The sequence below is a fragment of the Streptomyces sp. NPDC007907 genome (assembly GCF_042959365.1).
Classification (GTDB): domain Bacteria; phylum Actinomycetota; class Actinomycetes; order Streptomycetales; family Streptomycetaceae; genus Streptomyces; species Streptomyces indiaensis.
This window is the reverse complement of record NZ_JBIBKR010000007.1, coordinates 294601-318670: the sequence shown is the minus strand read 5'-3', so window position 1 is coordinate 318670 and position 24070 is coordinate 294601. Positions and strand designations below refer to the sequence as shown.

Here is a 24070-nt window from a genome sequence, read left to right as displayed (position 1 = left end):
GATGATCGCGGCGGGCGGCGCCGAAACGCCACGCCGAAGATCGAGTTCGGGCCGTTAACCTCCGCGCCGTCGGGCAGACTCGAAGCAAGCCCGAAGCAAACCTCCTGGGAAGAGGGTGAGTCGCGTGGACCGCTGCATCGTCCTGGTGGACGCTGGGTATCTGCTGGGAGCCGCGGCGAGTCTCCTCGCCGGGGAGCCCTCACGGTCCCGCATCACAGTCGACCACACCGCCCTCATCCAGGGGCTGCGTGAGCGCGCCGAATCCGACACCCAGCAGCCGCTGCTGCGCATCTACTGGTTCGACGGCGCCCCCGACCGCGTCCCGCAGCCCGAGCACCGCAGACTGCGCGTGATGCCCCGGGTCACCGTCCGGCTCGGCGCCCTCACCCGCAGCGACGGCCGCTGGGCGCAGAAGGGCGTGGACGCCGCGATGCACGCCGAACTCACCGAACTGGCCCGCAACCGCGCCTGCTCCGACGTCGTCCTCGTCACCGGCGACGGCGATCTGCTGCCCGGCATGATGGCCGCCAAGGAGCACGGCGTCGCCGTCCACCTGTGGGCCGTCCAGGCCGCCGACGGCGACTACAACCAGTCCGAGGACCTGGTCGCCGAAGCCGACGAGCGGCGCGTCCTGGACCGTACGTGGATCACCAAGGCCGTCCGCGCCAAGGACCACACCGGGGTGTGCGCACCGCAGCCCGCGCCCCGGCCCGAGATCGCCGCCATCCTCTCCGCGCCGCTGCCCGAATCCGCCCTCGGCGCCGCGACCGACCGGCCCGCCCCGCAGCCCCGGCACCAGGAGGCCGCCCCCGGGCAGAACGGCACCGAGGAGCGGGTGCCCGCCGCCAAAGGGGTCCCCACGCCCAAAGACCTGGCCGCCCTGCGCGCCCCCGGCACCCAGCCCGCCCAGCCCCCCGCCTCCGCCACCCTCCGGTGGTCCTCCGACAAGGGCTGGGTCGACCGGCCCGCGGCCGAGCCCCCCGAGGCCGCCTCGATGCCGACGCTCGCCCAGCTGACCACGGCGGAGCAGCGCTGGGCCGATCGCGAGGAGGACATCACCACCGTCGGCGGTGACCCCTTCGAGGTGGGACAGGTCTTCGCCCGGCGCTGGGTCGAGCGCCTGGGCGACCAGAGCCACCTGCAGAAGCTGTCCGGGATGTACCCGCGCATCCCGCACCGCGTCGACGGCGAGCTGCTGCGCTACGCGGCCCGCTTCGGCCTGCTCGCGCACAAGGACGACCAGATCGACGAGCGGGACCGTTACGCCATCCGGGCCGGCTTCTGGCGGGAGATCAGCGTGCGCACGGGAGTGGAGCACCCGCCCGTCGACGCCTGAGTTCCCTGCCGGCGGATTTCCCGGTACGGACCGACCCGAGGGCGGACCAAGGCCGCCGACCCCGTAGTCTCGTCCCTTGTGAGTACGCGCGCGGCACAGGCATTTCGGCACGATGGTGACGTCGTGTGCGCGGTGCGCGGGCTGACCAAGACCTATCCGGCGGTCCGGGGCCGGCGCGGCACCCCCGGAACACCCGAGGTCCGGGCCACGGACGACGTGACGCTGGACGTCCGCCGCGGCGAGATCTTCGGCCTGCTCGGTCCGAACGGCGCCGGCAAGTCCACCCTCGTGCGCCAGCTCACCGGGCTCATGCGGCCCGACCGGGGCAGCGTGGAGATCCTGGGCCACGACATCGTGCGCCACCCCGAGCGGGCGGCGCGCATCCTCGCCTACCTCGGGCAGGAGTCGACCGCCCTCGACGAGCTGACCGTGTCGCTGGCCGCCGAGACCACCGGGCGGCTGCGCGGCCTGGACGTGCGGCAGGCCCGGGCCGAGCGGGACGCCGTCCTCGACGAGCTGGGACTCGCGCCGCTCGCCGGCCGGCCGTTGAAGAAGCTCTCCGGGGGCCAGCGGCGCCTGGCGTGCTTCGCCGCGGCCCTGGTGGGGGAGCGGCCGCTGCTCGTCCTCGACGAGCCGACCACCGGCATGGACCCGGTGGCGCGGCGGGCCGTGTGGTCCGCGGTCGACCGGCGCAGGGCCGAACACGGGACGACCGTGCTGCTCGTCACGCACAACGTCATCGAGGCCGAGACCGTGCTGGACCGGGTGGCCGTCCTCGACCGGGGGCGGGTGATCGCGTGTGACACCCCCGCCGGGCTCAAGGAGCAGGTCGCCGGCGAGGTGCGCGTCGACCTGGTGTGGCGGGACGCGGCTCCGCTGCACGTGCCCGAGGTGGCCGCGCTGCGGGACCGGGTCGTGGAGTCGGGCCGCCGCTGGACGCTGCGGCTCGGACCCGAGGAGGCCCGGGCCGTCGTCGCGACCGTCACCGGCGGGGCCGCCTTCGCCGCCCTGGACGACTTCACCCTGGCCACGCCGAGCCTGGAGGACGTGTACCTCGCCCTCGGCGGTGCCGTGCAGCAGGGGCTGGTGAAGGTGTGAGCACCACCGTGCCGGGAGGGCGGGCCGTGAGTACACCGGCCGCCGTATCCGTACCGAACAGGCGACTGCCGCAGTGGACCCGAGCGAAGGGGAGCAGCGCGACGTGAGTGTCGTACCCGCCGATGTCCTGCCGGGCAGTGCCCTGGCGGCTGAGGAGCCCGCCGCGGGCGCGGCCGAGCTCGGGCCCAGGGCGCGGCTCTGGCCGTCTCTGGCGGCCGTGTACCGGGCCCAGCTGTCCCGGGCGAGGGTGGCGCGGATCCCGCTGTTGTTCGTGGCGACCTTCCAGTCGGTCGGGATCATGATCCTGATGCGCGGGGTCGTGGACGACGGAGCGGAGGCGCAGGCCGTCGTCGCCGGGTCGTCGGTCCTGGTGGTCGCCTTCGTCGCGCTGAACCTGCTCGCGCAGTACTTCGGGCAGCTGCGGGCCAGTGGCGGGCTCGACCACTACGCGACGCTGCCGGTGCCGCCGGCGGCGGTGGTGCTGGGCGCGGCGGGGGCGTACGCGTCGTTCACCGTGCCCGGGACGGTGGTGACCGCGGTGTTCGGCTGCGTGCTGTTCGGGCTGCCGATGGCACACCTGTGGGTCCTGATGGCCGTGATCCCGCTCGCGGGCGCCGCGCTCGCCGGGCTGGGCGCTGCGCTGGGCCTGCTCGCGCCCCGGCCGGAACTGGCCACGCTGCTCGGGCAGCTGGGCATGTCGGCGGCGTTGCTGCTGGGCGTGCTGCCGGCGGACCGGATGCCGGAGGTCGTGCGCTTCGCGCGGGACCTGCTGCCGTCGACGTACGGCGTGGAGGCCTTCGCGCGTACGTTCGGGCCGCATCCCGACTGGGCCTTCGTGCTCGGGGACCTCGCCGTGTGCGGGGCCGTGGGCGTCATCTCGCTGGCCGTGGCGACCTGGGCGTACCGCCGGGCGGCCGTCCGTTGAGCGGGGAGCGGTCGTCCGGTGACGCGGCGCACAGGCGGGCCTGGCACGATGGCAGGGTGACCGCACCACTGACTCCGCCTCCGCCACCGCATGGACACTCCGCACAGGACGCGTGGCAGCCGCCGGACGGCGGGCCTGCGGCTCCCGGGTCCCAGCACGCCGAGTACGCCGGGCACGGCTGGTACGGACAGGACGGCCCCGGGATGAAGACGGAACTGCGGGAAGCCGCCGTGGTCGCGGTGGCCGTGGCGCTCGGCGGGGCACTGCTCGGCGTGCTGTGGTGGTGGCTCGCGCCGCACGTGCCGCTGGTCGGCGACGTGGTGGAGAGGAACTGGGTCGTCTACCTCAAGGACACCGAGGGCGAGCAGGCCATCGGTGTCGACGGCACGTTCGCGCTGCTGGGGCTGGCCTTCGGAGCCGTCAGCGCGCTGGTCGTCTTCCTGCTGCGGCGGCGCGGGGGTGTGCCGCTGGTGGTGGGGCTGGCCCTCGGCGGACTGCTCGGGTCGCTGCTCGCCTGGCGGATCGGGGTGTGGCTCGGACCCGCCGACGACGTGATCGCGCACGCGCGGGAGGTCGGACGGGGCGTGACCTTCGACGCGCCGCTGAAGCTGGGCGCGAAGGGGGCGCTCCTGGCGTGGCCGCTGGCCGCGCTGGTGCTCCACCTCGGGCTCATGGCCCTGTTCGGACCCCGGGACCCCGAACCGGAGTTTCCGTCCGGCCCGTACCCCCAACCGCCCGCCGCGCACGACCGCTAGTGCCGCAGCGGGCAACGTTCGCCCCGTCGCGCGAACGTCGCCTGCCGCGGCACTGGACGCACCGTCCGCCCGCCGTCGACGGTCGGCGGGCGGACCGGCTTGCCGCCGGCGGCCGGTGAGCGTGGGGTCGGCTGCCGCTACCGGCCGATGGGGGCCAGGAGCGCCTCGGTCAGTTTCCGCAGGTCGTCCGGCGCGAGTTCGACCTCCAGGCCCCTTCTGCCCGCCGAGACGCAGATCGTCGGGTGGGACGAGGCCGAGGCGTCGAGGACCGTGGGCAGCTTCTTGCGCTGGCCCAGGGGTGAGATGCCGCCGCGGACGTAGCCCGTCGTGCGTTCCGCCAGGGCCGGGTCGGCCATCGCCGCGCGCTTGCCGCCCACGGCCGCCGCCAGGGCCTTCAGGTCCAGCTGGCCCGCCACCGGGACCACCGCGACGGTCAGGGTGCCGTCTACGTCCGCGACCAGGGTCTTGAAGACGCGGTCGGGGGAGACGCCCATGGCCTCGGCCGCCTCCTCGCCGTAGGAGGGGTGCGCGGGGTCGTGGTCGTAGGAATGGACCGTGTAGCTCGCGCCCGCCGCCGTGAGGGCCACCGTCGCGGGCGTACCGCCCGGCTGTTGCTGCTTCTTCGCCTTCTTCGCCATGCCGATCCGCTCAGTTGAGGCTCATCGGGCCGCGCGTCAGCTCCGACGCCGGCAACGACGGCAGACTACGGATGATCGCCGTCTCGGAGCGAAGGAGTTTCAGTTCGTCGCGCAGGCGGGACGCCGTGTCCGGGGACTGGAGCAGGCGCTGCTTGGTCGGGGTGTCCAGCATCATGGCGGCCGCCACCAGGTACGACACCACGCCCGGCTCGTCCGGCAGGTCGGCCCCCGTCGTCAGGGACCGCTCCCGCGCCCCGGCCAGCCGTTTCTGGTACTGCCGGAACGAGCGCAGCACCCCCTCCGCCAAGGGCGCGGCCTCGTCGCCCGGTTCCTCCTCCAGCGGCTCCAGCTCGGCCGTCAGGAACGGCCCGGACGCCTCCACCGACAGCAGTTTCACCCGGGTCGTGCCGGTCGCCAGCACCTCGAAGGAGCCGTCGGCGCGCTCCCGGATCGTCGCCGCGTCCGCGATGCAGCCGACCTTGTGGAACGCCGTGGCCGGGTCCGCGCCGAAGCCCGCCGCCGGCCCCCGCTCGGGCAGGGCCGTCGGGTCGGGCATGCCGGGCGCGCTCGGGGCCACCTCGTGGCCGTCGCGGATCGCCACGACGGCGAAGCGCCGCGGCTCGTCCTCGGGTGTCTTCAGCAGCTCGCGCATCATCGCGCGATACCGCTCCTCGAAGACGTTGAGCGGCAGCACGAGCCCCGGGAACAGCACCGAGTTCAGGGGGAAGAGGGGGAGGCGGACGGTGGTCACGACGCAAAAGCCTAATGGTCGCCGGGACGGACTCGTCCGCCCCGTTCACTCCGTGGATGCCCGGACGGGTCCCCGGCCGCTCCGGCCACCCCGGCCAGGACGTCCTCGCGGACCCGCAGGAAGTGTCCGAGCGGGTCGTCCGACACCTGGTCCCAGGGGAAGGAGGTGGCGTACGGGCCGTTCAGATGCAGCTGCTCCGCGGCGTCGTGCCGGCGCTCCAGCAGGACCAGCACGAAGATCAGCAGGTTCCGCATCCGGGCCGGCCAGGGGTCGGCGGCCGGCAGCATCGGGGACAGCGCGATCGCCCGGTCGGCGGCCGCGTCCAGCCGCTCACGCGGCACCTCGGGCCCGCAGCGATCGGTGAGGTAGCCGAAGGCCGCCCGCAGCGGCAGGGCCTGGACGAGCGCACCCGCGGGAGCGTCCTGGGCGGCCCGGTCGGCGAAGTCGAAGCACTCGTGGTGCGAGCCGTGCCAGAAGGTGGCCAGATAGCGCAAGGCCGCCACATGGCAGCCGTAGTGGTGCGGGGCGCGGCGTACGGCCGCCGCCCACAGCTCCTCGAAGTACGTGTGCCCGGCCTGTGCGCCCCGGGCGTGGTCGAGCGCGAGCCGCCAGGGCACCGGGTCCCGCTGGTCGCCCCGGGCGGCGGCCGTGATCAGCGGGCTCACCTCACGCAGCAGCTCGGCCCGGGCCGGAGACCGCCAGGCGCGGTCCACCGCCAGCTGGGCCCCGACCAGCAGCGCGTCGGGGTCCTGCGGGGCGGTCGCGAGCCAGGCGTCCAGCCACTCGGGCCGCGACCGGGCGAAGGCGGCCAGCCGGGTCACGTACCGGTCGCGCCGCTCCCACTCGGAGGCCGCGCGGGTGGCCAGGAGCAGCGTGGCGGCCGGACCGTGTTCGCCGCGGGCGGCGGCGACCAGCGCCGGGCTCAGCCGGGCGTCGGGTGCGTCGAGCAGCACCTCGTCGTCGGCGTACGGCCTGCCGGCGAGGTGGGAGACGGTCCTTGCCATCCGGGTCGCGCGGATGAACGGGAGCTGCATTGCCATGGTGCCGACCATTGAAAGTCGGCTGGTCATGGCGGCGCCAGACCGTTCATGGAACCTACGGAAAGTTGTACATCCGATGGTCAAGAGAGCGTAAAACCGCGACAGTTCGACAACGGTGGTCACACCAGCCCCATCAGTTGCGCCGCAGAAGCCGCGTGGCCCCCGCCGCCACCGTCGTGGCCAGGACCCAGCCCAGAAGGATCATCGCCGTCGCCAGCCACTGCCAGGCCCCCCGGAGCTGCCAGAAACCCGTCTGGCCCAGGTCGATGACCGGCAGCAGCAGATCGAGGGTGAACAGCGTGGGGCTCCACTCCGGATGCTCGCCCCGCTTCATCGGCGGATGGCCCGCCTGCGCGAAGGCCAGCGACCCCGCCGCCCACAGCACCGCCATCCACACCGCCGCCCGGCCCGGCCGGTAACCGTAGGCGACCGTCCAGTCCTGCGCGTAGCCCCACAGCTTGGCCGCCATCGGCAGGCTCTCCCGGTGCCGGCGCTGCTTGGCGAGCAGCACCTCCCGGGCGTCCTCGTCCTCACCGCCCGCCCGCAGCACGGCCGCGAGGCGCTCGTACGGCTCCGGGTTGTACTCGGCGGTCGCCGCCGCCACCCAGTCCAGCCGCTCGGCCAGCGGAAACGGCCCGCGCGGCACCAGGTTCTCGTAGGCGAAGCCGCCCATGTGCAGCCGCCCCGGGCCCGGCCAGGCGTCCGAGCGGTCCATCAGGTTGACGACCTTCGCCCCGGACAGCACCACCCGCCCGCGCACCGGCTGCTCCCCGAGGAACCGCAGCTCCGGCGTCTGCACCCGGCGCAGCGACAGCTCCTGGTCGTCCGTGAGCGTGAACCGTGCCCGTTCGAAGTCCACGGCGTCCCCGAAGCGGCCGTCGTCCAGACGGACCCCGCCCACGCACGCGAAGCGCTGGATCCGCGTCCCCTGCGCCGGGGTCATCCCGCTCATCGCCTGGGCGCCGATCCCCGCCGGAGTGAGGTACAGACTGCGCTCGACGGTCAGCTGCGGGGCGTTCAGCGCGAGCCGCTCGTAGGGGTTGGACAGCCGCGCCCCGCGCAGGCTCAGGGAGACGCCGACGGTGGCGGCGCGCAGGCTCAGCTCGCCGTGCGACTCCAGCAGCTCCGCCTGTAAGTCCTGGCCGACGGTCATGCCGTCCGCGGCGATCGAGCGGCCGCTGTGGTCCCTGTGCACGACCGCCTGGTTGAGCATCAGGTCGGTGCCGATCTGCGCGTCCGTGAGCCGGATGCCGTGGTGGAAGCGGCAGCGCGGCAGATGCAGGTCACCCTCGGTGTGCACCCGGGCCGCTTCCAGCCGGGGCACCGAGCAGTCCACCATCCGCAGCGTCGTGAAGCGGGCCTCCGGCAGCAGCACGTCCTGCTCGAAACGGCACCGGCGCATCTCGACGTACGGCACCACCGTGCCCCCTGCGAGGTCCAGCGAGCCGCTGACCTGCACGCCCATCAGCTTCAGCGACGACACACGGCCGGCCAGGGCGGGTGGGCCGTCGAGCAGCAACCAGCACACGATCCGGGCCCGAACGGTCCGCTCCGCACCCCACGGGTGGCCGCCGTGCGGATCGTCCACCACGGCGTCGCCGCTGGTCAGGTCGTACACGGTGCCGTTGCGGAAGGCCTGCCACATACCGGCCTCGGCCGCGGTCAGGTCGTCGGGCAGCTCCCCGGCACGCACGCCGGCCCCCTCGGTCACAGCTCTTCCCTTCCTCCCCGGGTACTCGTCAGTCACTTCCTCGTACACCTGTTCATGCCCGCTGGGTGACACGCCCAACACACCACGTGAGGGTGATCCTCCGGTGTCCTGGGGCGTTCTGTATCAGCCATTGATACGCGCGAACGACGCCTCACCCGGGTCTGAGAGAATTGAGCACGTGATCTCCCGAATCGATCTGCGCGGCGACGCCCTCGTCGAGGGTCCCGCCCTGCGCGACCTGCTGCCCCGAGCCGACTTCGACGTTGCGGCCGCCCTCGAGAAGGTGCGTCCGATCTGCGAGGACGTGCATCATCGGGGCGACGCGGCGCTGATCGACGCCGCCGAGCGGTTCGACGGGGTCAGGCTCGACCAGGTGCGCGTCCCCGCGGCCGCGCTCACCCGTGCCCTGGAGGAGCTCGACCCGGCCGTGCGCGCGGCCCTGGAGGAGTCCATCCGCCGCGCCCGGACCGTCCACCGCGCGCAGCGCCGCGAGACGCACACCACCCAGGTGGTGCCCGGCGGCACCGTGACCGAGAAGTGGGTGCCGGTCGACCGCGTCGGGCTGTACGCGCCCGGCGGCCGATCGGTGTACCCGTCCTCCGTGATCATGAACGTGGTGCCCGCGCAGGAGGCCGGCGTCGGATCCGTCGCGCTCGCCTCGCCCGCCCAGGCCGACTTCGGCGGCCTGCCGCACCCGACCATCCTCGCCGCCTGCGCCCTGCTCGGCATCGACGAGGTGTACGCGGCCGGCGGTGCCACGGCCGTCGCGATGTTCGCCTACGGCACCGAGTCCTGCGCGCCCGCGAACATGGTCACCGGCCCCGGCAACATCTGGGTCGCCGCCGCCAAGCGCTACTTCACCGGCAGGATCGGCATCGACGCCGAGGCCGGCCCGACCGAGATCGCGGTCCTCGCCGACGACACGGCCGACCCGGTCCACGTCGCCTCCGACCTGATCAGCCAGGCCGAGCACGACCCGCTGGCCGCCGCCGTCCTGGTCACCGACTCGGTCGAACTCGCCGATGCGGTCGAGAAGGAACTGGAGCCGCAGGTCGCCGCAACCAAGCACGTCGAGGACCGGATCGTCCCCGCCCTGTCGGGCAGGCAGTCCGCGATCGTCCTGGTCGACGGCGTCGAGGAGGGCCTGAAGGTCGTCGACGCGTACGGCGCCGAGCACCTGGAGATCCAGACCGCCGACGCCGCCGCCGTCGCCGGCCGGGTCCGCAACGCCGGCGCGATCTTCATCGGCCCCTGGGCGCCCGTGTCGCTGGGCGACTACGCGGCCGGCTCCAACCACGTCCTGCCCACCGGCGGCTGCGCCTGCCACTCCTCGGGCCTGTCCGTCCAGTCCTTCCTGCGTGGCATCCACATCGTCGACTACACGCGGGACGCGCTGGCCGACGTTGCCCACCACGTGGTGACGCTGGCGGAGGCGGAGGACCTGCCGGCACACGGAGCGGCGGTCAAGGCGAGGTTCGACTGGAAGGTTCCGCAGGGCAAGTGACAGGCATCGACGATCTCCCCGTACGGGACGAGCTGCGCGGCAAGTCCCCCTACGGCGCGCCCCAGCTGGACGTCCCCGTACGGCTGAACACCAACGAGAACCCCTACCCGCTGCCCGAGCCGCTGGTCGAGCGGATCGCCGAGCGGGTCCGTGAGGCCGCCCGCAACCTCAACCGCTACCCGGACCGGGACGCGGTCGAGCTGCGCACGCGGCTGGCGGAGTACCTCACCGACACCTCCGGCCACGAGGTCGGCCCGGCCAACGTCTGGGCGGCCAACGGCTCCAACGAGGTCCTGCAGCAGCTGCTGCAGACCTTCGGCGGACCGGGCCGCACCGCCATCGGCTTCGAGCCGTCGTACTCGATGCACGGTCTCATCGCGCGCGGTACCGGCACGGGCTGGATCTCCGGCCCCCGCAACGACGACTTCACGATCGACCTCGCCGCCGCCGAGAAGGCGATCGCCGAGAACCAGCCGGACGTCGTCTTCATCACCACCCCCAACAACCCCACCGGCACCGCCGTCCCGCCCGAGACGGTCCTCGCGCTGTACGAGGCCGCCCAGGCGGCGAAGCCCTCGATGGTCGTGGTCGACGAGGCCTACATCGAGTTCAGTCACGGCGACTCGCTGCTGCCCCTGCTGGAGGGCCGCCCGAACCTCGTCGTCTCCCGCACGATGTCGAAGGCGTTCGGCGCGGCGGGCCTGCGCCTGGGCTACCTCGCGGCGCACCCGGCCGTCGTCGACGCCGTCCAGCTGGTCCGGCTGCCCTACCACCTGTCGGCCGTCACCCAGGCGACCGCCCTGGCCGCCCTGGAACACACCGCCACGCTGCTGGGCTACGTCGAGCAGCTCAAGGCCGAACGGGACCGCCTGGTCACCGAACTGCTCGCCCTCGGCTACGAGGTGACCGCCTCCGACGCGAACTTCGTGCAGTTCGGCCGCTTCGAGGACTCCCACGAGACCTGGCGGAAGATCCTCGACCGGGGCGTCCTGGTCCGGGACAACGGCGTGCCCGGCTGGCTCCGGGTCACCGCCGGAACCCCCGAAGAGAACGACGCGTTCCTCGACGCGGTACGTGAAGTGAAGAAGGAGCAGAGCGCATGAGCCGCGTAGGCCGCATAGAGCGGGTGACCAAGGAGACCTCGGTCCTCGTCGAGATCGACCTCGACGGCACCGGCAAGACCGACATCAAGACCGGCGTCGGCTTCTACGACCACATGCTCGACCAGCTCGGCCGGCACGGTCTGTTCGACCTCACCGTGAAGACCGAGGGCGACCTGCACATCGACTCGCACCACACCATCGAGGACACCGCCCTCGCCCTCGGTGCCGCCTTCAAGCAGGCCCTCGGCGACAAGGTGGGCATCTACCGCTTCGGCAACTGCACGGTCCCGCTGGACGAGTCCCTCGCCCAGGTCACCGTCGACCTGTCCGGCCGCCCCTACCTCGTGCACACCGAGCCCGAGAAGATGGCGCCGATGATCGGCGAGTACGACACCACCATGACCCGGCACATCCTGGAGTCCTTCGTGGCCCAGGCGCAGATCGCGCTGCACGTGCACGTGCCCTACGGGCGCAACGCGCACCACATCGTGGAGTGCCAGTTCAAGGCGCTCGCCCGGGCCCTGCGCTACGCGTCCGAGCGCGACCCGCGCGCGGCCGGCATCCTCCCCTCCACGAAGGGCGCCCTGTGAACGGCACCTCGACCCTGCTCATCGTCGTCGGCCTGTTCCTCGTCGGCGGGATCTACTCCTTCGTCAAGCAGAAGATGCCCAAGGGCCTGATCGTGCTGCTGTCGATCGGCGCCGCGATGTGCCTGACGGCCGGTGTCGTGCGGCTGGAGGTGTGGAATTGAGCGGCTCCCCGCACCAGCAGAAGAAGGTCGTCGTCTTCGACTACGGCTTCGGCAACGTCCGTTCCGCCGAGCGCGCCCTCGCCCGCGCCGGGGCCGACGTCGAGATCACCCGTGACTACGACAAGGCCATGAACGCCGACGGCCTGCTGGTGCCCGGCGTCGGCGCCTTCGCCTCCTGCATGACGGGCCTGCGCGAGGCACGCGGCGACTGGATCGTCGACCGCAGGCTCTCCGGCGGCCGCCCCGTCATGGGCATCTGCGTCGGCATGCAGATCCTCTTCGCGCGCGGCATCGAGCACGGCGTGGAGAGCGAGGGCCTCGACGAGTGGCCCGGCTCGGTCGAGCCGCTCCAGGCCGACGTCGTGCCCCACATGGGCTGGAACACCGTGGAGGCGGCGCCCGGTTCGCAGCTGTTCGCCGGCCTCGACCCGGACGCCCGCTTCTACTTCGTGCACTCCTACGCCGTCCACGACTGGTCGCTGGAGACGCACAACCCGGCGATCGAGGCCCCCAAGGTCACCTGGTCCACGCACGGCAAGCCGTTCGTCGCGGCCGTCGAGAACGGCGCCCTGTGGGCCACGCAGTTCCACCCCGAGAAGTCCGGCGACGCCGGAGCCCAGCTCCTCACCAACTGGATCGGAACACTGTGAGCAAGCTCGAACTCCTCCCCGCCGTCGACGTCCGGGACGGCCAGGCCGTGCGCCTGGTGCACGGCGAGTCCGGTACGGAGACCTCCTACGGCTCCCCGCTGGAGGCCGCCCTCGCCTGGCAGCGCTCCGGTGCCGAGTGGCTGCACCTGGTCGACCTGGACGCCGCGTTCGGCACCGGCGACAACCGCGAACTCATCGCCGAGGTCACCCGGGCCATGGACCTCAAGGTGGAGCTGTCCGGCGGCATCCGCGACGACGACACCCTCGCCGCCGCCCTCGCCACCGGCTGCACCCGCGTCAACCTCGGCACGGCCGCCCTGGAGACGCCGGAGTGGGTCGCCAAGGTCATCGCCGAGCACGGTGACAAGATCGCGGTCGGCCTGGACGTCCGCGGCACCACCCTGCGCGGCCGCGGCTGGACCCGCGACGGCGGCGACCTCTACGAGACGCTGGAGCGCCTCAACAAGGAGGGCTGCGCGCGGTACGTCGTCACCGACATCGCCAAGGACGGCACCCTCCAGGGCCCGAACCTGGAGCTGCTGAGGAACGTCTGCGCCGCCACCGACCGCCCGGTCGTGGCCTCCGGCGGCGTGTCCTCGCTGGACGACCTCCGCGCGATCGCCGACCTGGTCCCGCTCGGTGTCGAAGGCTCGATCGTAGGGAAGGCGCTGTACGCGAAGGCGTTCACCCTGGAAGAGGCCTTGGAGGCTGTGTCGTCATGACCGTGCGGCGTGTGCAGAGCGGAAGTCCCTGGGAAGAGTCCGTCGGCTTTGCACGCGCCGTCGAGGCGGGCGACCGTGTCCTGGTAGCGGGCACGACCGCCTTCAAGGGCGACGTGCTCTACGGCGAGGGCGACCCGTACGAGCAGGCCAAGGTGGCCTTCACCACCGCCCTGGAGGCGATCGCCGAACTGGGGCTCGCACCCGAGTCCGTGATCCGCACCCGGGTGTACCTGGCCCACGCCCGGGACGTCGACGCGGTGGGCCGGGCCCACAAGGAACTGTTCGACTCCGTGCGCCCGGTCACGACCCTGCTGATCGTGCAGGGCTTCATCGACTCCCGGGTCCTGGTGTCGGTGGAAGTGGAAGCATTCAGAGGGACCCCTTCCGAGGAACACTAGAGGAGCACGATTCATGACCCTGGCGGTCCGAGTCATCCCCTGCCTGGACGTGGACAACGGCCGGGTCGTCAAGGGCGTCAACTTCCAGAACCTGCGTGACGCGGGCGACCCCGTCGAGATGGCCAAGGTGTACGACGCCGAGGGCGCCGACGAGCTGACGTTCCTGGACATCACCGCGTCGTCGGGCAACCGCGAGACCACCTACGACGTGGTGCGCCGCACGGCCGAGCAGGTGTTCATCCCGCTCACGGTCGGCGGCGGGGTCCGCACCGCCGAGGACGTGGACAAGCTGCTGCGGGCCGGCGCGGACAAGGTCGGTGTCAACACCGCCGCCATCGCCCGCCCGGAGCTGATCCGCGAGATCGCCGAACGCTTCGGCCGCCAGGTCCTGGTCCTGTCGGTGGACGCCCGCCGCACCGACTCGGGCTCCTTCGAGGTGACCACCCACGGCGGCCGCCGCTCCGCCGGCATCGACGCCGTCGAATGGGCCCACCGGGCCGCGGAACTTGGCGCGGGGGAGATCCTGCTCAACTCGATGGACGCGGACGGCACCAAGGACGGCTACGACCTGGAGATGATCCGGGCCGTCCGCAAGCACGTCACGGTCCCCGTCATCGCCTCGGGCGGCGCCGGCAGGCTGACCGACTTCCCCCCGGCCGTCGAGGCCGGCGCGGACGCGGTCCTGGCCGCGTCGGTGTTCCACTTCGGGGACCTGCGGATCGGGCAGGTCAAGGAGACGCTGCGGGAGGCGGGCCACCCGGTGCGGTGACGCCCCCGTCCCCCGAGAGCCCCGGCCGCGCGCTGCGACCGGGGCTCCGGCATGTCGGCCCGGATCCCGAGCCGCTCGGATCCCGAGCGGCCAGGATTCGAGCGGCCGGCTCCCGAGCTGCCCAGATTCCGAGCCGCCCAGACTCCGAGCGGCCCGGCTCCCGGACTGCTCAGATTCCGAGCGGCCCGGCTCCCGGACTGCTCAGATTCCGAGCGGCCCGGAATCCGTACTGCTCAGATCCCGAGCTGCTTGCTCTCGTGGAGTTTTGCGATCGCGTTCTCGTCGCCGTCCAGGTCGACCTTGGCCGCGCTCTGGCGGCCGTAGGAGAACAGGACCAGTTCGGACGGCTCACCGGTGACGGTCACCACCGGGGTGCCGCGGTGGGCGACCGCCGTCTGGCCGTCGGGGCGGCGCAGGACCAGGCCCGTCGGGACGCCGCGGCCCATCAGACGCGCGGTGCGCTCCAGGCGGGACCACAGGGCGTCCTGGAAGACCGGGTCGAGATCGCGCGGCGACCAGTCGGGCTGGGCTCGGCGCACGTCCTCGGTGTGGACGTAGAACTCGATGATGTTCGACGCCTCGTCGACCGGCTTGAGGGAGAAGGGCGAGAAGCGCGGGGGACCCGTACGGATCAGCTGGATCAGCTCCTCGTACGGCTTGTCGGCGTACTCCGCCATCACCTTGTCCAGGCGGGACGCGAGCTGCTTGATCAGCATCCCGCCGGCGGCGTCCGGGCGGCGCTCGCGCACCACCACGTGCGCGGCGAGGTCCCGCGTCGTCCAGCCCTCGCACAGGGTGGGCGCTTCCGGGCCCGCGGTCTCCAACAGGTCGGCGAGGAGAAGTCGTTCACGCTTGGCATGGGTCGACATGCGGCCCAGCCTACGACCGGGCCGGTGGTCCGCCCAGTGGACACTCCAGCAGCCCTGTCGGTGACGCCCGGCACAATGGTCACCATGACCAGCACGCCCAGCCCTCTCGACCCGGAGATCGCCGCGCGCCTCAAGCGCAGCCCCGACGGCCTCCTGCCAGCCATCGCCCAGCAGTACGACACCAAAGAGGTGCTCATGCTCGGCTGGATGGACGACGAGGCGCTGCACCGCACCCTCACCACCGGCCGGTGCACGTACTGGTCGCGCAGCCGCCGGGAGTACTGGGTCAAGGGCGACACCTCCGGCCACTTCCAGTGGGTGAAGTCCGTCGCCCTGGACTGCGACGCCGACACCGTGCTCGTCACGGTCGACCAGGTCGGCGCCGCCTGCCACACCGGCGCGCGCACCTGTTTCGACGAGGACGTGCTCCTCAAGGACGGCGGCACCGGCCGCCCCGCCCGGGATCAGTAAGGTCGCGGCCATGGACCTCGAGACGTTCCGCAAGCTCGCCACCGACCGGCGGGTCATCCCCGTCACCCGCAAGCTCCTCGCCGACGGTGACACCCCGGTCGCGCTCTACCGCAAGCTCGCCGCCGAGCGGCCCGGCACCTTCCTGCTGGAGTCCGCGGAGAACGGCCGCTCGTGGTCCCGGTACTCCTTCGTGGGCGTACGGTCCGCCGCGACCCTGACCGCACGCGACGGGCAGGCCCACTGGCTCGGCGCCCCGCCCGTCGGCGTCCCCACGGACGGCGACCCGCTCGCCGCCCTGCGCGCCACCATCGAGGCCCTGCACACACCCCACCGGGAGGGCATGCCGCCCTTCACCGGCGGCATGGTCGGCTACCTCGGCTACGACATCGTCCGCCGTCTGGAGAAGATCGGCCCCGGCGAGCGCGACGACCTGAAGCTGCCCGAGCTGACCATGCTCCTCACCAGCGACCTGGCCGTCATGGACCACTGGGAGGGCTCGGTCCTGCTGATCGCCAACGCGATCAACCACAACGACCTGGAGACGGGCGTCGACGAGGCCCACGCCGACGCCGTCGCCCGCCTCGACGCCATGGAGGCCGACCTCTCCCGCCCGGTCGCCCAGCCCCCGGCCGTTCTGCCGCCCTCCGAGCTGCCGGAGTACACCGCGCTGTGGGGCGGCCCCGACTTCCAGGTGGCCGTCGAGGACATCAAGGAGCGCATCCGGGCCGGCGAGGCCTTCCAGGTGGTCCCCTCCCAGCGGTTCGAGACCCCGTGCACCGCGAGCGCGCTGGACGTCTACCGGGTCCTGCGGGCCACCAACCCGTCCCCGTACATGTACCTCTTCCGCTTCGACGGGTTCGACGTCGTCGGCTCGTCCCCGGAGGCCCTGGTCAAAGTCGAGGACGGCCGGGCCATGGTGCACCCCATCGCCGGCACCCGCTGGCGCGGCGCCACCCCACAAGAGGACCAGGCCCTCGCCGAGGAGCTGCTCGCCGACCCCAAAGAGCGTGCCGAGCACCTCATGCTCGTCGACCTGGGGCGCAACGACCTGGGGCGGGTCTGCGAGCCCGGCTCGGTCGAGGTCGTCGACTTCATGTCCGTCGAGCGGTACTCGCACGTCATGCACATCGTCTCGACCGTGACCGGCCGCGTGGCCGCCGGACGGACGGCGTTCGACGTGCTCACCGCCTGCTTCCCGGCCGGCACCCTCTCCGGCGCTCCGAAGCCCCGCGCCATGCAGATCATCGACGAACTCGAACCGTCCCGCCGCGGCCTCTACGGCGGCTGCGTCGGCTACCTCGACTTCGCCGGCGACTCGGACACGGCCATCGCCATCCGCACGGCCCTCCTGCGCGACGGCACCGCGTATGTACAGGCAGGCGCCGGCATCGTCGCCGACTCCGACCCGGTCGCCGAGGACACCGAGTGCCGCAACAAGGCGGCCGCGGTGCTGCGGGCCGTCCACACGGCGAACCGGCTGGGAAAGGCCTGAGATGAACCCCGGGTGACGGTTCGCCCGGGGTTCAGGCGATAGTGGGGTACGTGACTGCTGTACCGCACCCCCGTTCCCAAGCCCCCGGATCCGCCCGGGCCGGCCGCCTGAGCCTCGCCGTCGCGCTGCTGAGCGGCGCACTCGGCGCCGCCGTGGCGCTGCTCGCCACCCGGCAGCAATGGTCGCAGGGCACCGCGACGGTGGCCGGCGGCGCCTTCCCCCTGACCGCCAAGGGCAGCGACGTCACGGGTGTTCCCGCGGCGCTCGCCATCGTGGGCCTCGCCGCGCTCGTCGCCGTGTTCGCGGTCCGCCGCGCCGGACGCCTGGTCGTGGCCGCGCTGCTGGCGCTCTCCGGCGCCGGCATCGTCGTCGCGGCCCTGCTCGGCGCCTCCGACAGCGCCGCGCTCGACGAGCAGGCCGCGCAGGCCTCCGGCGACACCTCGGCCTCCGTCGACGCCCTCAGCCACACCGCCTGGCCGTACATCGCGGTCGTCGGCGGCGTCCTGATCCTCCTGGCCGGGCTGCTGGCCCTGCGGTTCGGCCGGCTGTGGCCCGGCATGTCCGGCCGCTACGAGCGGTCCGGTGCGCCCCAGCCGCGCCGCCGGGCCCCCGCCGTCGACCCCGACCGGCCCGAGGACCTCTGGAAGGCACTCGACCGCGGCGAGGACCCGACCGGCGCCTGAGGCGCACGAGTGAGCCGGGGGACACCCCGGGTCACCTCCCGGGCGCCCGTGCGGGACAATGGGCCCGAGCGTCCTGCTCAGACACGCACACAGCAACGAGGAGCAAGCAATGGCGGGCAGCAGCCACGGTCACACCCCGGCCGCCTGGACCGGTGTCACGATCGCCTTCATCGGTTTCTGCGTCGCGGGCGCGTTCATGGTGATGGACCAGCCGGCGGGCTTCTGGGCGGGCATGGTGGTCGTGCTGCTCGGCGGTGTCGTCGGCGGCATCATGCGGATGATGGGTCTGGGCCAGCCCAAGGACCTGCACCAGCCGCACCAGATGACCGGCGAGCGCGCGCCGGCCCGCGCCGAGGGCTGACCCCCGCGGACCACCGCGTCGTCGCGGGAGGGGCGGCCGGCACCGGGGTGCCGGGACCGCCCCTCCCGCGCGTGCGGGGCACAATGCCTGGCGTGAACGCCGAGAGCCACAGGGTGACGCGGAGCGTCCCGAGCCGTCTGGCCGTCCCCGCCGGGGTGCTCGCGGCCGTCGGCGCCGCCTTCGCCTACGTGGGCACCGTGGACCCGAACCAGCCCGGCCACTACCCCGTCTGCCCGCTGCTGCGCTACACCGGCCTCTACTGCCCCGGCTGCGGCGGACTGCGCAGCGCGCACGCCTTCGTCCACGGGGACGTCCTCACCGCGCTGCACGCCAACGCGCTCGCCACCCTGGGCTACCTGGGCTTCGCCGTGCTGTGGACTGTTTGGGTGGTGCACGCGGTCCGCGGACGCCCCCTGCGGATCGACCCCCGGCCGGGCCTGGTGTGGGGCCTCGGGGCGTTGCTGCTGGTCTTCTCGGTTGTCCGGAACCTGCCGTTCGGTGGCTGGCTCCATCCTTGATCGTCGGGCGGATGTCCAGGTAGTGGGACCGGCGTCAACCGGATGCGAGGCCTACGCCCCGCTGCGGATACCATCGCTATGACCATCGGTTTCCGATCGGTCGCTGGAACTGTCAAGAGTCTGGAAGGGGGCCGCTCGCGTGAGTGTGCTCGACGAGATCATCGACGGAGTCCGTGCCGACCTCGCGGAGCGGCAGGCACGCGTCAGCCTCGACGAGCTCAAGGAGCGGGCGGCGAAGGCTCCCGCGGCGAAGGACGGCGCGGCCGCCCTGCGCGGCGACGGCGTCAAGGTCATCTGCGAGGTCAAGCGCTCCAGCCCCTCCAAGGGCGCGCTGGCCGCGATCGCCGACCCGGCCGGTCTCGCCGCGGACTACGAGGCGGGCGGCGCGGCCGTCATCTCCGTCCTCACCGAGGAGCGCCGGTTCGGCGGTTCGCTCGCCGACCTGGAGGCGGTCCGCGCCCGCGTGGACATCCCGGTCCTGCGCAAGGACTTCGTCGTCACGTCGTACCAGCTGTGGGAGGCCCGCGCCTACGGCGCCGACGTCGTGCTGCTGATCGTCGCCGCCCTCGACCAGCCCGCCCTGGAGTCCCTCATCGAGCGCGCCGAGTCCATCGGGCTCACCCCGCTCGTCGAGGTGCACGACGAGGACGAGGTCGAGCGCGCGGTCGACGCCGGTGCCCGCGTGATCGGCGTCAACGCGCGCAACCTGAAGACCCTCGAGGTCGACCGCGGCACCTTCGAACGGGTGGCACCGGAGATCCCCGACCACATCATCAAGATCGCCGAGTCCGGCGTTCGCGGCCCGCACGACCTCATCGCCTACGCCAACGCCGGCGCCGACGCGGTGCTGGTCGGCGAGTCCCTCGTCACCGGCAAGGACCCCAGAACGGCGGTCTCGGACCTGGTGGCGGCCGGCGAGCACCCCGCACTCCGGCACGGCCGGAGCTGATCTCCCGCTAGGCTTGCCCCGATGACTCCCACCATGACGACCGTGGACCGGTACGCCCGCCTCGCGCGCGGCTGCCGCCCCCGCGGCTGCCGCGCACCGGCCCGCCGGATCCACGGCCGCCGCGTGCGCTACGTCATCGGTGACGAACCCGGGCAGGTCAACGGCATGCGATGGCAGCGCCCCTCAAGGGGCGCGGGGAACTGCGCGACAAGCCACTGACGGCCTGCGGCCGACAACAGATCCCCGCTCCCACGGCGATTAGTGCATTCCACACACACTCACCGTGAGGTATTCGCATGCCCAGCCAGTTCTTCATCCCCGACCCGGAGGGTCAAACGCCCAACCCCGAAGGCTACTTCGGGGCCTTCGGCGGCAAGTTCATCCCCGAGGCCCTCGTCGCCGCCGTCGACGAGGTCGCCGTCGAGTACGACAAGGCCAAGCACGACCCCGAGTTCGCCCGCGAACTCGACGACCTCCTGGTCCACTACACCGGCCGCCCCAGCTCCCTCACCGAGGTACCGAGGTTCGCCGAACACGCCGGTGGCGCACGGGTCTTCCTGAAGCGTGAAGACCTGAACCACACCGGCTCCCACAAGATCAACAACGTGCTCGGCCAGGCCCTGCTCACCAAGCGCATGGGCAAGACCCGCGTCATCGCCGAGACGGGCGCCGGACAGCACGGCGTGGCCACGGCCACCGCCTGCGCGCTGTTCGGCCTCGACTGCACGATCTACATGGGCGAGATCGACACCCAGCGCCAGGCCCTCAACGTCGCCCGCATGCGCATGCTCGGCGCCGAGGTCATCGCCGTGAAGTCGGGATCGCGCACCCTCAAGGACGCCATCAACGAGGCGTTCCGCGACTGGGTCGCCAACGTCGACCGCACCCACTACCTCTTCGGCACCGTCGCCGGACCGCACCCCTTCCCCGCCATGGTCCGCGACTTCCACCGCGTCATCGGCGTCGAGGCCCGCCGCCAGCTCCTGGAGCGCGCCGGGCGCCTGCCCGACGCGGCCATCGCCTGCGTCGGCGGCGGCTCCAACGCCATCGGCCTCTTCCACGCGTTCATCCCCGACACGGACGTCCGCCTCATCGGCTGCGAACCGGCCGGCCACGGCGTCGACACCGGCGAACACGCGGCGACCCTGACCGCCGGCGAGCCCGGCATCCTGCACGGCTCGCGCTCCTACGTCCTCCAGGACGACGAGGGCCAGATCACCGAGCCGTACTCGATCTCGGCCGGTCTCGACTACCCCGGCATCGGCCCCGAGCACTCCTACCTGAAGGACTCCGGCCGCGGCGAGTACCGCGCGGTCACCGACGACGCGGCCATGCAGGCCCTGCGCCTGCTGTCGCGCACCGAGGGCATCATCCCGGCCATCGAGAGCGCCCACGCCCTCGCCGGGGCCCTGGACGTCGGCAAGGAACTCGGCAAGGACGGACTGATCGTGGTCAACCTGTCCGGCCGCGGCGACAAGGACATGGACACCGCCGCGCGCTACTTCGGCCTGTACGACACCGACGCCCAGGTCGCCGAGGACGCAGCCGGCACCGCCGAGATCGAGGGGGACGCCAAGTGAGCGGCAACATCCAGCTGTTGAGCGACACCCTCGCCGCGGCCCGGTCCGAAGGGCGCTCGGCCCTCATCGCCTACCTCCCGGCCGGGTTCCCGACCGTGGACGGCGGCATCGAGGCCATCAAGGCCGTCATCGACGGCGGCGCCGACGTCGTCGAGGTGGGCCTGCCGCACAGCGACCCCGTCCTCGACGGCCCCGTCATCCAGACCGCCGACGACATCGCGCTGCGCGGCGGCGTGAAGATCGCCGACGTGATGCGCACGGTCCGCGAGGCCCACGCCGCCACCGGCAAGCCGATCCTCGTCATGACGTACTGGAACCCCATCGACCGCTACGGCGTCGAGCGGTTCACCGCCGAGCTCGCCGAGGCGGGCGGCGCCGGGTGCATCCTGCCCGACCTGCCCGTGCAGGAGTCGGCGCTGTGGCGGGAGCACGCCGAGAAGCACGGTCTCGCCACCGTCTTCGTCGTCGCGCCCAGCAGCAAGGACGAGCGGCTCGCGCAGATCACCGCGGCGGGCAGCGGCTTCGTCTACGCCGCCTCCCTCATGGGCGTCACCGGCACCCGCGCCAGCGTCAGCAACCAGGCCCAGGACCTGGTGGAACGCACCCGTGCCACCGGCACCGGCCTGCCCGTCTGCGTCGGGCTCGGCGTCTCCAACCCCGCCCAGGCCGCCGAGGTCGCGGGCTTCGCCGACGGCGTGATCGTCGGCTCGGCCTTCGTCAAGGCGATGCTGGACGCGCCGGACGAGGCCGCCGGTGTGGAGGCCGTGCGGGCACTCGCCGGCGACCTCGCCAAGGGCGTGCGCCGGCAGGCGTAACCAGCCGGGAAGTCAACAGATCCCTCGTACGGGTGGACCTGGGGCCGGGGAGGCGCGGTGCGCCTCCCCGGTTCGTTTCCGGGGTGTGAGCGAGAAGAACCGTGAGGGGAAGCGCACCGCCCGGGAGAAGCTGGCGGTCGAGCGCGAGAAGCAGAGGTCCGCGGACAAGCGCCGACGCGCGCTGATCGTCGGCGGTGCCGTCGTCGCCGTCCTGGGACTCGCGGCGGTGATCGGCATCGTGGCGGCCAACGCCGGGAAGGACGACGGCAGCGAGTCCTCGGGCCCGGTCGTCGCGCCCTCCGGAGCCCAGGGCCAGGACAGCCTCGCCATCCCGGTCGGCAAGGACAGCGCCAAGTCCACGCTCACGGTGTGGGAGGACTTCCGCTGCCCCGCCTGCAAGTCCTTCGAGACGGTGTACCGGCCGGTGATCCAGGAGCTGACGGACGCCGGCGAGCTCAAGGTCGAGTACCACCTGGTCACCCTCATCGACGGCAACATGCGCGGCACCGGCTCCCGCAACGCGGCCAACGCGGCGGCCTGCGCCCAGGACGCCGGGAAGTTCCCCGCGTACCACGACGTGCTCTTCGACAACCAGCCCCCCGAGGTCGACGACGCCTACGCGGACAACGCCAAGCTGATCGAGCTGGCCGGCAAGGTCGACGGCCTGGACACCCCCGCCTTCCGCACCTGCGTCGAGAAGGGCACGCACAACGGCTGGGTCGCCAAGTCCCACCAGGCCTTCGACAAGGGCGACTTCTCGGGCACGCCCACCGTGCTGTTCGACGGCAGGAACATCTACCAGGACCGGACGATGACCCCGGCCAAGCTGAAGCAGATGGTGCAGGAGGCGAACCAGGGGTGAGGGAAAATTTCCACGACCCCGTTATGGACCCGTAGCCGGGCTGCCCGTCGCGGGCCCGGTGCGGCACGGTAGCGTCGACCTTGCCATGGAACTTGCCTTCATTCCCAGCCCGTCGCGCGGGGTGCTGTACCTCGGCCCCATTCCGCTGCGCGGCTACGCGTTCTGCATCATCATCGGCGTCTTCGTTGCCGTCTGGCTCGGCAACAAGCGGTGGATCGCCCGGGGCGGCCGGGCCGGCACGGTGGCCGACATCGCTGTCTGGGCCGTACCGTTCGGCCTGGTCGGCGGTCGGCTCTACCACGTGATCACGGACTACGAGCTGTACTTCAGCGAGGGCCGCGACTGGGTGGACGCCTTCAAGATCTGGGAGGGCGGCCTCGGCATCTGGGGCGCGATCGCGCTGGGCGCGCTCGGCGCCTGGATCGGCTGCCGCCGCCGTGGCATCCCGTTGCCCGCCTACGCCGACGCCGTCGCGCCGGGCATCGCCTTCGCCCAGGCGATCGGCCGCTGGGGCAACTGGTTCAACCAGGAGCTGTACGGCAAGCCCACCGACCTGCCGTGGGCCCTGGAGATCACCTCTTCCTCCGACGGGCGCGTGCCGGGCACGTACCACCCCACCTTCCTGTACGAGTCGCTGTGGTGCATCGGTGTGGCGTTCCTGGTCATCTGGGCGGACCGCCGCTTCCGGCTCGGGCACGGCCGGGCGTTCGCCCTGTACGTCGCCGCGTACTGCACGGGCCGGGCGTGGATCGAGTACATGCGCGTCGACGACGCCCACCACATCCTGGGTCTGCGCCTGAACGTCTGGACCGCGATCTTCGTGTTCCTGCTCGCCGTGACGTACCTGGTGGTGTCGGCGAAGAAGCGGCCCGGGCGGGAGGAGATCGTGGAGCCGGGGGCGGATGCCTCCGGCGGTGCGGCCGACGGTGCCGAGCCGGACGACGCGGCGAACAAGGCCGACCGGGCCGAGGCCGCCGGCAAGGACGACGAGGCCGCGGACAAGGTGGGATCGGACGCGACGGCGGAGGCGGAGGCGGACGCCGCCGGGGACGAGGCCAGGTCGGGGAAGAAGACCTGACGCCTGTCCGCACATGACGCTCGGAGAGCGCCCGGGAGAGATTCCCGGGCGCTCTTCGCAGGTCAGGGGGCATGTGTGAGGGGGCGAGCCGGCGGCGGGGTGTCGACGGTGGTGTGAACGGCGGTGGCAGTGGGTGGGGGAGCGGCCGCCTGGCGGCGGGCGTTCGGCCGAGGGAGCGGACGGTGGTGGCAGCGTGTGGGGTAGCCGCGGCGTGTCGACGGTGACGTGCCGCCGGGTGGTG

28 protein-coding genes are annotated in these 24070 nt (G+C 72.5%); 23 read left to right on the top strand and 5 right to left on the bottom strand.

Annotated elements, in window-relative coordinates; all coding sequences use genetic code 11:
* The first annotated feature begins 124 nt into the window (after positions 1 to 124).
* The 4 genes from ACFZDI_RS28720 (at position 125) to ACFZDI_RS28705 (ending at position 4114) form a co-directional block, all read left to right on the top strand.
* Entirely contained in the window at positions 125 to 1336 is a 1212-nt protein-coding gene (locus ACFZDI_RS28720) for an NYN domain-containing protein (protein ID WP_361123592.1), read from the top strand.
* A 123-nt stretch (positions 1337 to 1459) separates the two neighbouring features.
* The gene (locus ACFZDI_RS28715) at positions 1460 to 2434 is read left to right on the top strand and encodes an ABC transporter ATP-binding protein (protein WP_234849259.1); all 975 of its coding nucleotides are present in this window, start codon (positions 1460 to 1462) and stop codon (positions 2432 to 2434) included.
* Positions 2435 to 2537: 103 nt separating this feature from the next.
* The gene (locus ACFZDI_RS28710) at positions 2538 to 3359 is read left to right on the top strand and encodes an ABC transporter permease (RefSeq protein WP_234849258.1); all 822 of its coding nucleotides are present in this window, start codon (positions 2538 to 2540) and stop codon (positions 3357 to 3359) included.
* Positions 3360 to 3415: 56 nt separating this feature from the next.
* Entirely contained in the window at positions 3416 to 4114 is a 699-nt protein-coding gene (locus ACFZDI_RS28705) for an AAA family ATPase (RefSeq protein WP_391254237.1), read from the top strand.
* Positions 4115 to 4251: 137 nt separating this feature from the next.
* Here the strand turns inward: ACFZDI_RS28705 and ybaK are convergent, their stop codons facing one another.
* The 4 genes from ybaK to ACFZDI_RS28685 form a co-directional block, all read right to left on the bottom strand.
* Positions 4252 to 4752 (bottom strand): Cys-tRNA(Pro) deacylase, encoded by a 501-nt coding sequence (ybaK, locus tag ACFZDI_RS28700; protein ID WP_391254235.1) that lies wholly within the window; start codon positions 4750 to 4752, stop codon positions 4252 to 4254.
* A gap of 10 nt (positions 4753 to 4762) precedes the next feature.
* On the bottom strand, positions 4763 to 5503 hold the full coding sequence (locus ACFZDI_RS28695) for an LON peptidase substrate-binding domain-containing protein (protein ID WP_361116290.1): 741 nt from the start codon (positions 5501 to 5503) through the stop codon (positions 4763 to 4765).
* A gap of 11 nt (positions 5504 to 5514) precedes the next feature.
* Positions 5515 to 6555: a hypothetical protein gene (locus ACFZDI_RS28690; protein ID WP_234849261.1), complete on the bottom strand. Its 1041-nt coding sequence runs from the start codon at positions 6553 to 6555 to the stop codon at positions 5515 to 5517.
* A 121-nt stretch (positions 6556 to 6676) separates the two neighbouring features.
* Positions 6677 to 8254 carry an oxidoreductase gene (locus ACFZDI_RS28685; RefSeq protein ID WP_391254232.1) on the bottom strand — a complete coding sequence of 526 codons (1578 nt, stop codon included), beginning with the start codon at positions 8252 to 8254 and terminating at the stop codon, positions 6677 to 6679.
* A 178-nt stretch (positions 8255 to 8432) separates the two neighbouring features.
* On the opposite strand from ACFZDI_RS28685, the gene hisD reads away from it, so the two are divergent.
* Genes hisD through hisF form a run of 8 tightly spaced genes read left to right on the top strand, consistent with a single transcriptional unit; the run spans position 8433 to position 14151 of the window.
* Positions 8433 to 9758: a histidinol dehydrogenase gene (hisD, locus tag ACFZDI_RS28680; protein WP_391254229.1), complete on the top strand. Its 1326-nt coding sequence runs from the start codon at positions 8433 to 8435 to the stop codon at positions 9756 to 9758.
* A complete protein-coding gene (locus ACFZDI_RS28675; RefSeq protein WP_391254226.1) occupies positions 9755 to 10861 on the top strand; it encodes a histidinol-phosphate transaminase in 1107 nt (368 codons plus the stop codon). The genes hisD and ACFZDI_RS28675 overlap by 4 nt, the downstream gene beginning before the upstream one ends.
* Positions 10858 to 11451 carry an imidazoleglycerol-phosphate dehydratase HisB gene (gene hisB / locus ACFZDI_RS28670; RefSeq protein ID WP_053671868.1) on the top strand — a complete coding sequence of 198 codons (594 nt, stop codon included), beginning with the start codon at positions 10858 to 10860 and terminating at the stop codon, positions 11449 to 11451. Before ACFZDI_RS28675 ends, hisB begins: the two co-directional genes overlap by 4 nt.
* The gene (locus ACFZDI_RS28665; RefSeq protein WP_234849249.1) at positions 11448 to 11612 is read left to right on the top strand and encodes a hypothetical protein; all 165 of its coding nucleotides are present in this window, start codon (positions 11448 to 11450) and stop codon (positions 11610 to 11612) included. The genes hisB and ACFZDI_RS28665 overlap by 4 nt, the downstream gene beginning before the upstream one ends.
* Positions 11609 to 12262 (top strand): imidazole glycerol phosphate synthase subunit HisH, encoded by a 654-nt coding sequence (gene hisH, locus ACFZDI_RS28660; RefSeq protein ID WP_268839589.1) that lies wholly within the window; start codon positions 11609 to 11611, stop codon positions 12260 to 12262. Before ACFZDI_RS28665 ends, hisH begins: the two co-directional genes overlap by 4 nt.
* Positions 12259 to 12984 carry a bifunctional 1-(5-phosphoribosyl)-5-((5-phosphoribosylamino)methylideneamino)imidazole-4-carboxamide isomerase/phosphoribosylanthranilate isomerase PriA gene (gene priA, locus ACFZDI_RS28655; RefSeq protein WP_391254222.1) on the top strand — a complete coding sequence of 242 codons (726 nt, stop codon included), beginning with the start codon at positions 12259 to 12261 and terminating at the stop codon, positions 12982 to 12984. Before hisH ends, priA begins: the two co-directional genes overlap by 4 nt.
* Positions 12981 to 13382, top strand: coding sequence for a RidA family protein (locus tag ACFZDI_RS28650; RefSeq protein ID WP_234849243.1), 402 nt, complete (start codon positions 12981 to 12983; stop codon positions 13380 to 13382). The genes priA and ACFZDI_RS28650 overlap by 4 nt, the downstream gene beginning before the upstream one ends.
* Before the next feature lie 13 nt (positions 13383 to 13395).
* Positions 13396 to 14151 carry an imidazole glycerol phosphate synthase subunit HisF gene (hisF, locus tag ACFZDI_RS28645; protein ID WP_234849241.1) on the top strand — a complete coding sequence of 252 codons (756 nt, stop codon included), beginning with the start codon at positions 13396 to 13398 and terminating at the stop codon, positions 14149 to 14151.
* Between the two features lie 233 nt (positions 14152 to 14384).
* Here hisF and ACFZDI_RS28640 read toward each other — a convergent pair whose 3' ends face one another.
* Positions 14385 to 15020, bottom strand: coding sequence for a TIGR03085 family metal-binding protein (locus ACFZDI_RS28640; protein WP_234849239.1), 636 nt, complete (start codon positions 15018 to 15020; stop codon positions 14385 to 14387).
* An 84-nt stretch (positions 15021 to 15104) separates the two neighbouring features.
* On the opposite strand from ACFZDI_RS28640, the gene hisI reads away from it, so the two are divergent.
* From hisI to lgt, 11 genes are all read left to right on the top strand, one after another.
* Entirely contained in the window at positions 15105 to 15491 is a 387-nt protein-coding gene (gene hisI / locus ACFZDI_RS28635; RefSeq protein ID WP_234849237.1) for a phosphoribosyl-AMP cyclohydrolase, read from the top strand.
* A 10-nt stretch (positions 15492 to 15501) separates the two neighbouring features.
* Entirely contained in the window at positions 15502 to 16983 is a 1482-nt protein-coding gene (locus tag ACFZDI_RS28630) for an anthranilate synthase component I (protein ID WP_234849236.1), read from the top strand.
* A 41-nt stretch (positions 16984 to 17024) separates the two neighbouring features.
* Complete coding sequence (locus ACFZDI_RS28625) at positions 17025 to 17666, top strand: TIGR02234 family membrane protein (RefSeq protein WP_391254218.1); 642 nt, start codon at positions 17025 to 17027, stop codon at positions 17664 to 17666.
* A 109-nt stretch (positions 17667 to 17775) separates the two neighbouring features.
* On the top strand, positions 17776 to 18027 hold the full coding sequence (locus ACFZDI_RS28620) for an HGxxPAAW family protein (RefSeq protein WP_234849232.1): 252 nt from the start codon (positions 17776 to 17778) through the stop codon (positions 18025 to 18027).
* A gap of 83 nt (positions 18028 to 18110) precedes the next feature.
* Entirely contained in the window at positions 18111 to 18545 is a 435-nt protein-coding gene (locus ACFZDI_RS28615; RefSeq protein WP_391254216.1) for a DUF2752 domain-containing protein, read from the top strand.
* Positions 18546 to 18684: 139 nt separating this feature from the next.
* The gene (gene trpC / locus ACFZDI_RS28610) at positions 18685 to 19494 is read left to right on the top strand and encodes an indole-3-glycerol phosphate synthase TrpC (RefSeq protein WP_234849230.1); all 810 of its coding nucleotides are present in this window, start codon (positions 18685 to 18687) and stop codon (positions 19492 to 19494) included.
* Positions 19495 to 19515: 21 nt separating this feature from the next.
* Complete coding sequence (gene trpM, locus ACFZDI_RS28605) at positions 19516 to 19713, top strand: tryptophan biosynthesis modulator TrpM (RefSeq protein ID WP_190898040.1); 198 nt, start codon at positions 19516 to 19518, stop codon at positions 19711 to 19713.
* 77 nt (positions 19714 to 19790) lie between these two features.
* On the top strand, positions 19791 to 21074 hold the full coding sequence (gene trpB / locus ACFZDI_RS28600; RefSeq protein WP_391254214.1) for a tryptophan synthase subunit beta: 1284 nt from the start codon (positions 19791 to 19793) through the stop codon (positions 21072 to 21074).
* A complete protein-coding gene (trpA, locus tag ACFZDI_RS28595; RefSeq protein ID WP_234849228.1) occupies positions 21071 to 21889 on the top strand; it encodes a tryptophan synthase subunit alpha in 819 nt (272 codons plus the stop codon). Before trpB ends, trpA begins: the two co-directional genes overlap by 4 nt.
* An 85-nt stretch (positions 21890 to 21974) precedes the next feature.
* On the top strand, positions 21975 to 22751 hold the full coding sequence (locus tag ACFZDI_RS28590) for a thioredoxin domain-containing protein (protein WP_391254212.1): 777 nt from the start codon (positions 21975 to 21977) through the stop codon (positions 22749 to 22751).
* Positions 22752 to 22836: 85 nt separating this feature from the next.
* Positions 22837 to 23829 carry a prolipoprotein diacylglyceryl transferase gene (gene lgt / locus ACFZDI_RS28585; protein ID WP_391254211.1) on the top strand — a complete coding sequence of 331 codons (993 nt, stop codon included), beginning with the start codon at positions 22837 to 22839 and terminating at the stop codon, positions 23827 to 23829.
* Positions 23830 to 24070 lie beyond the last annotated feature (241 nt).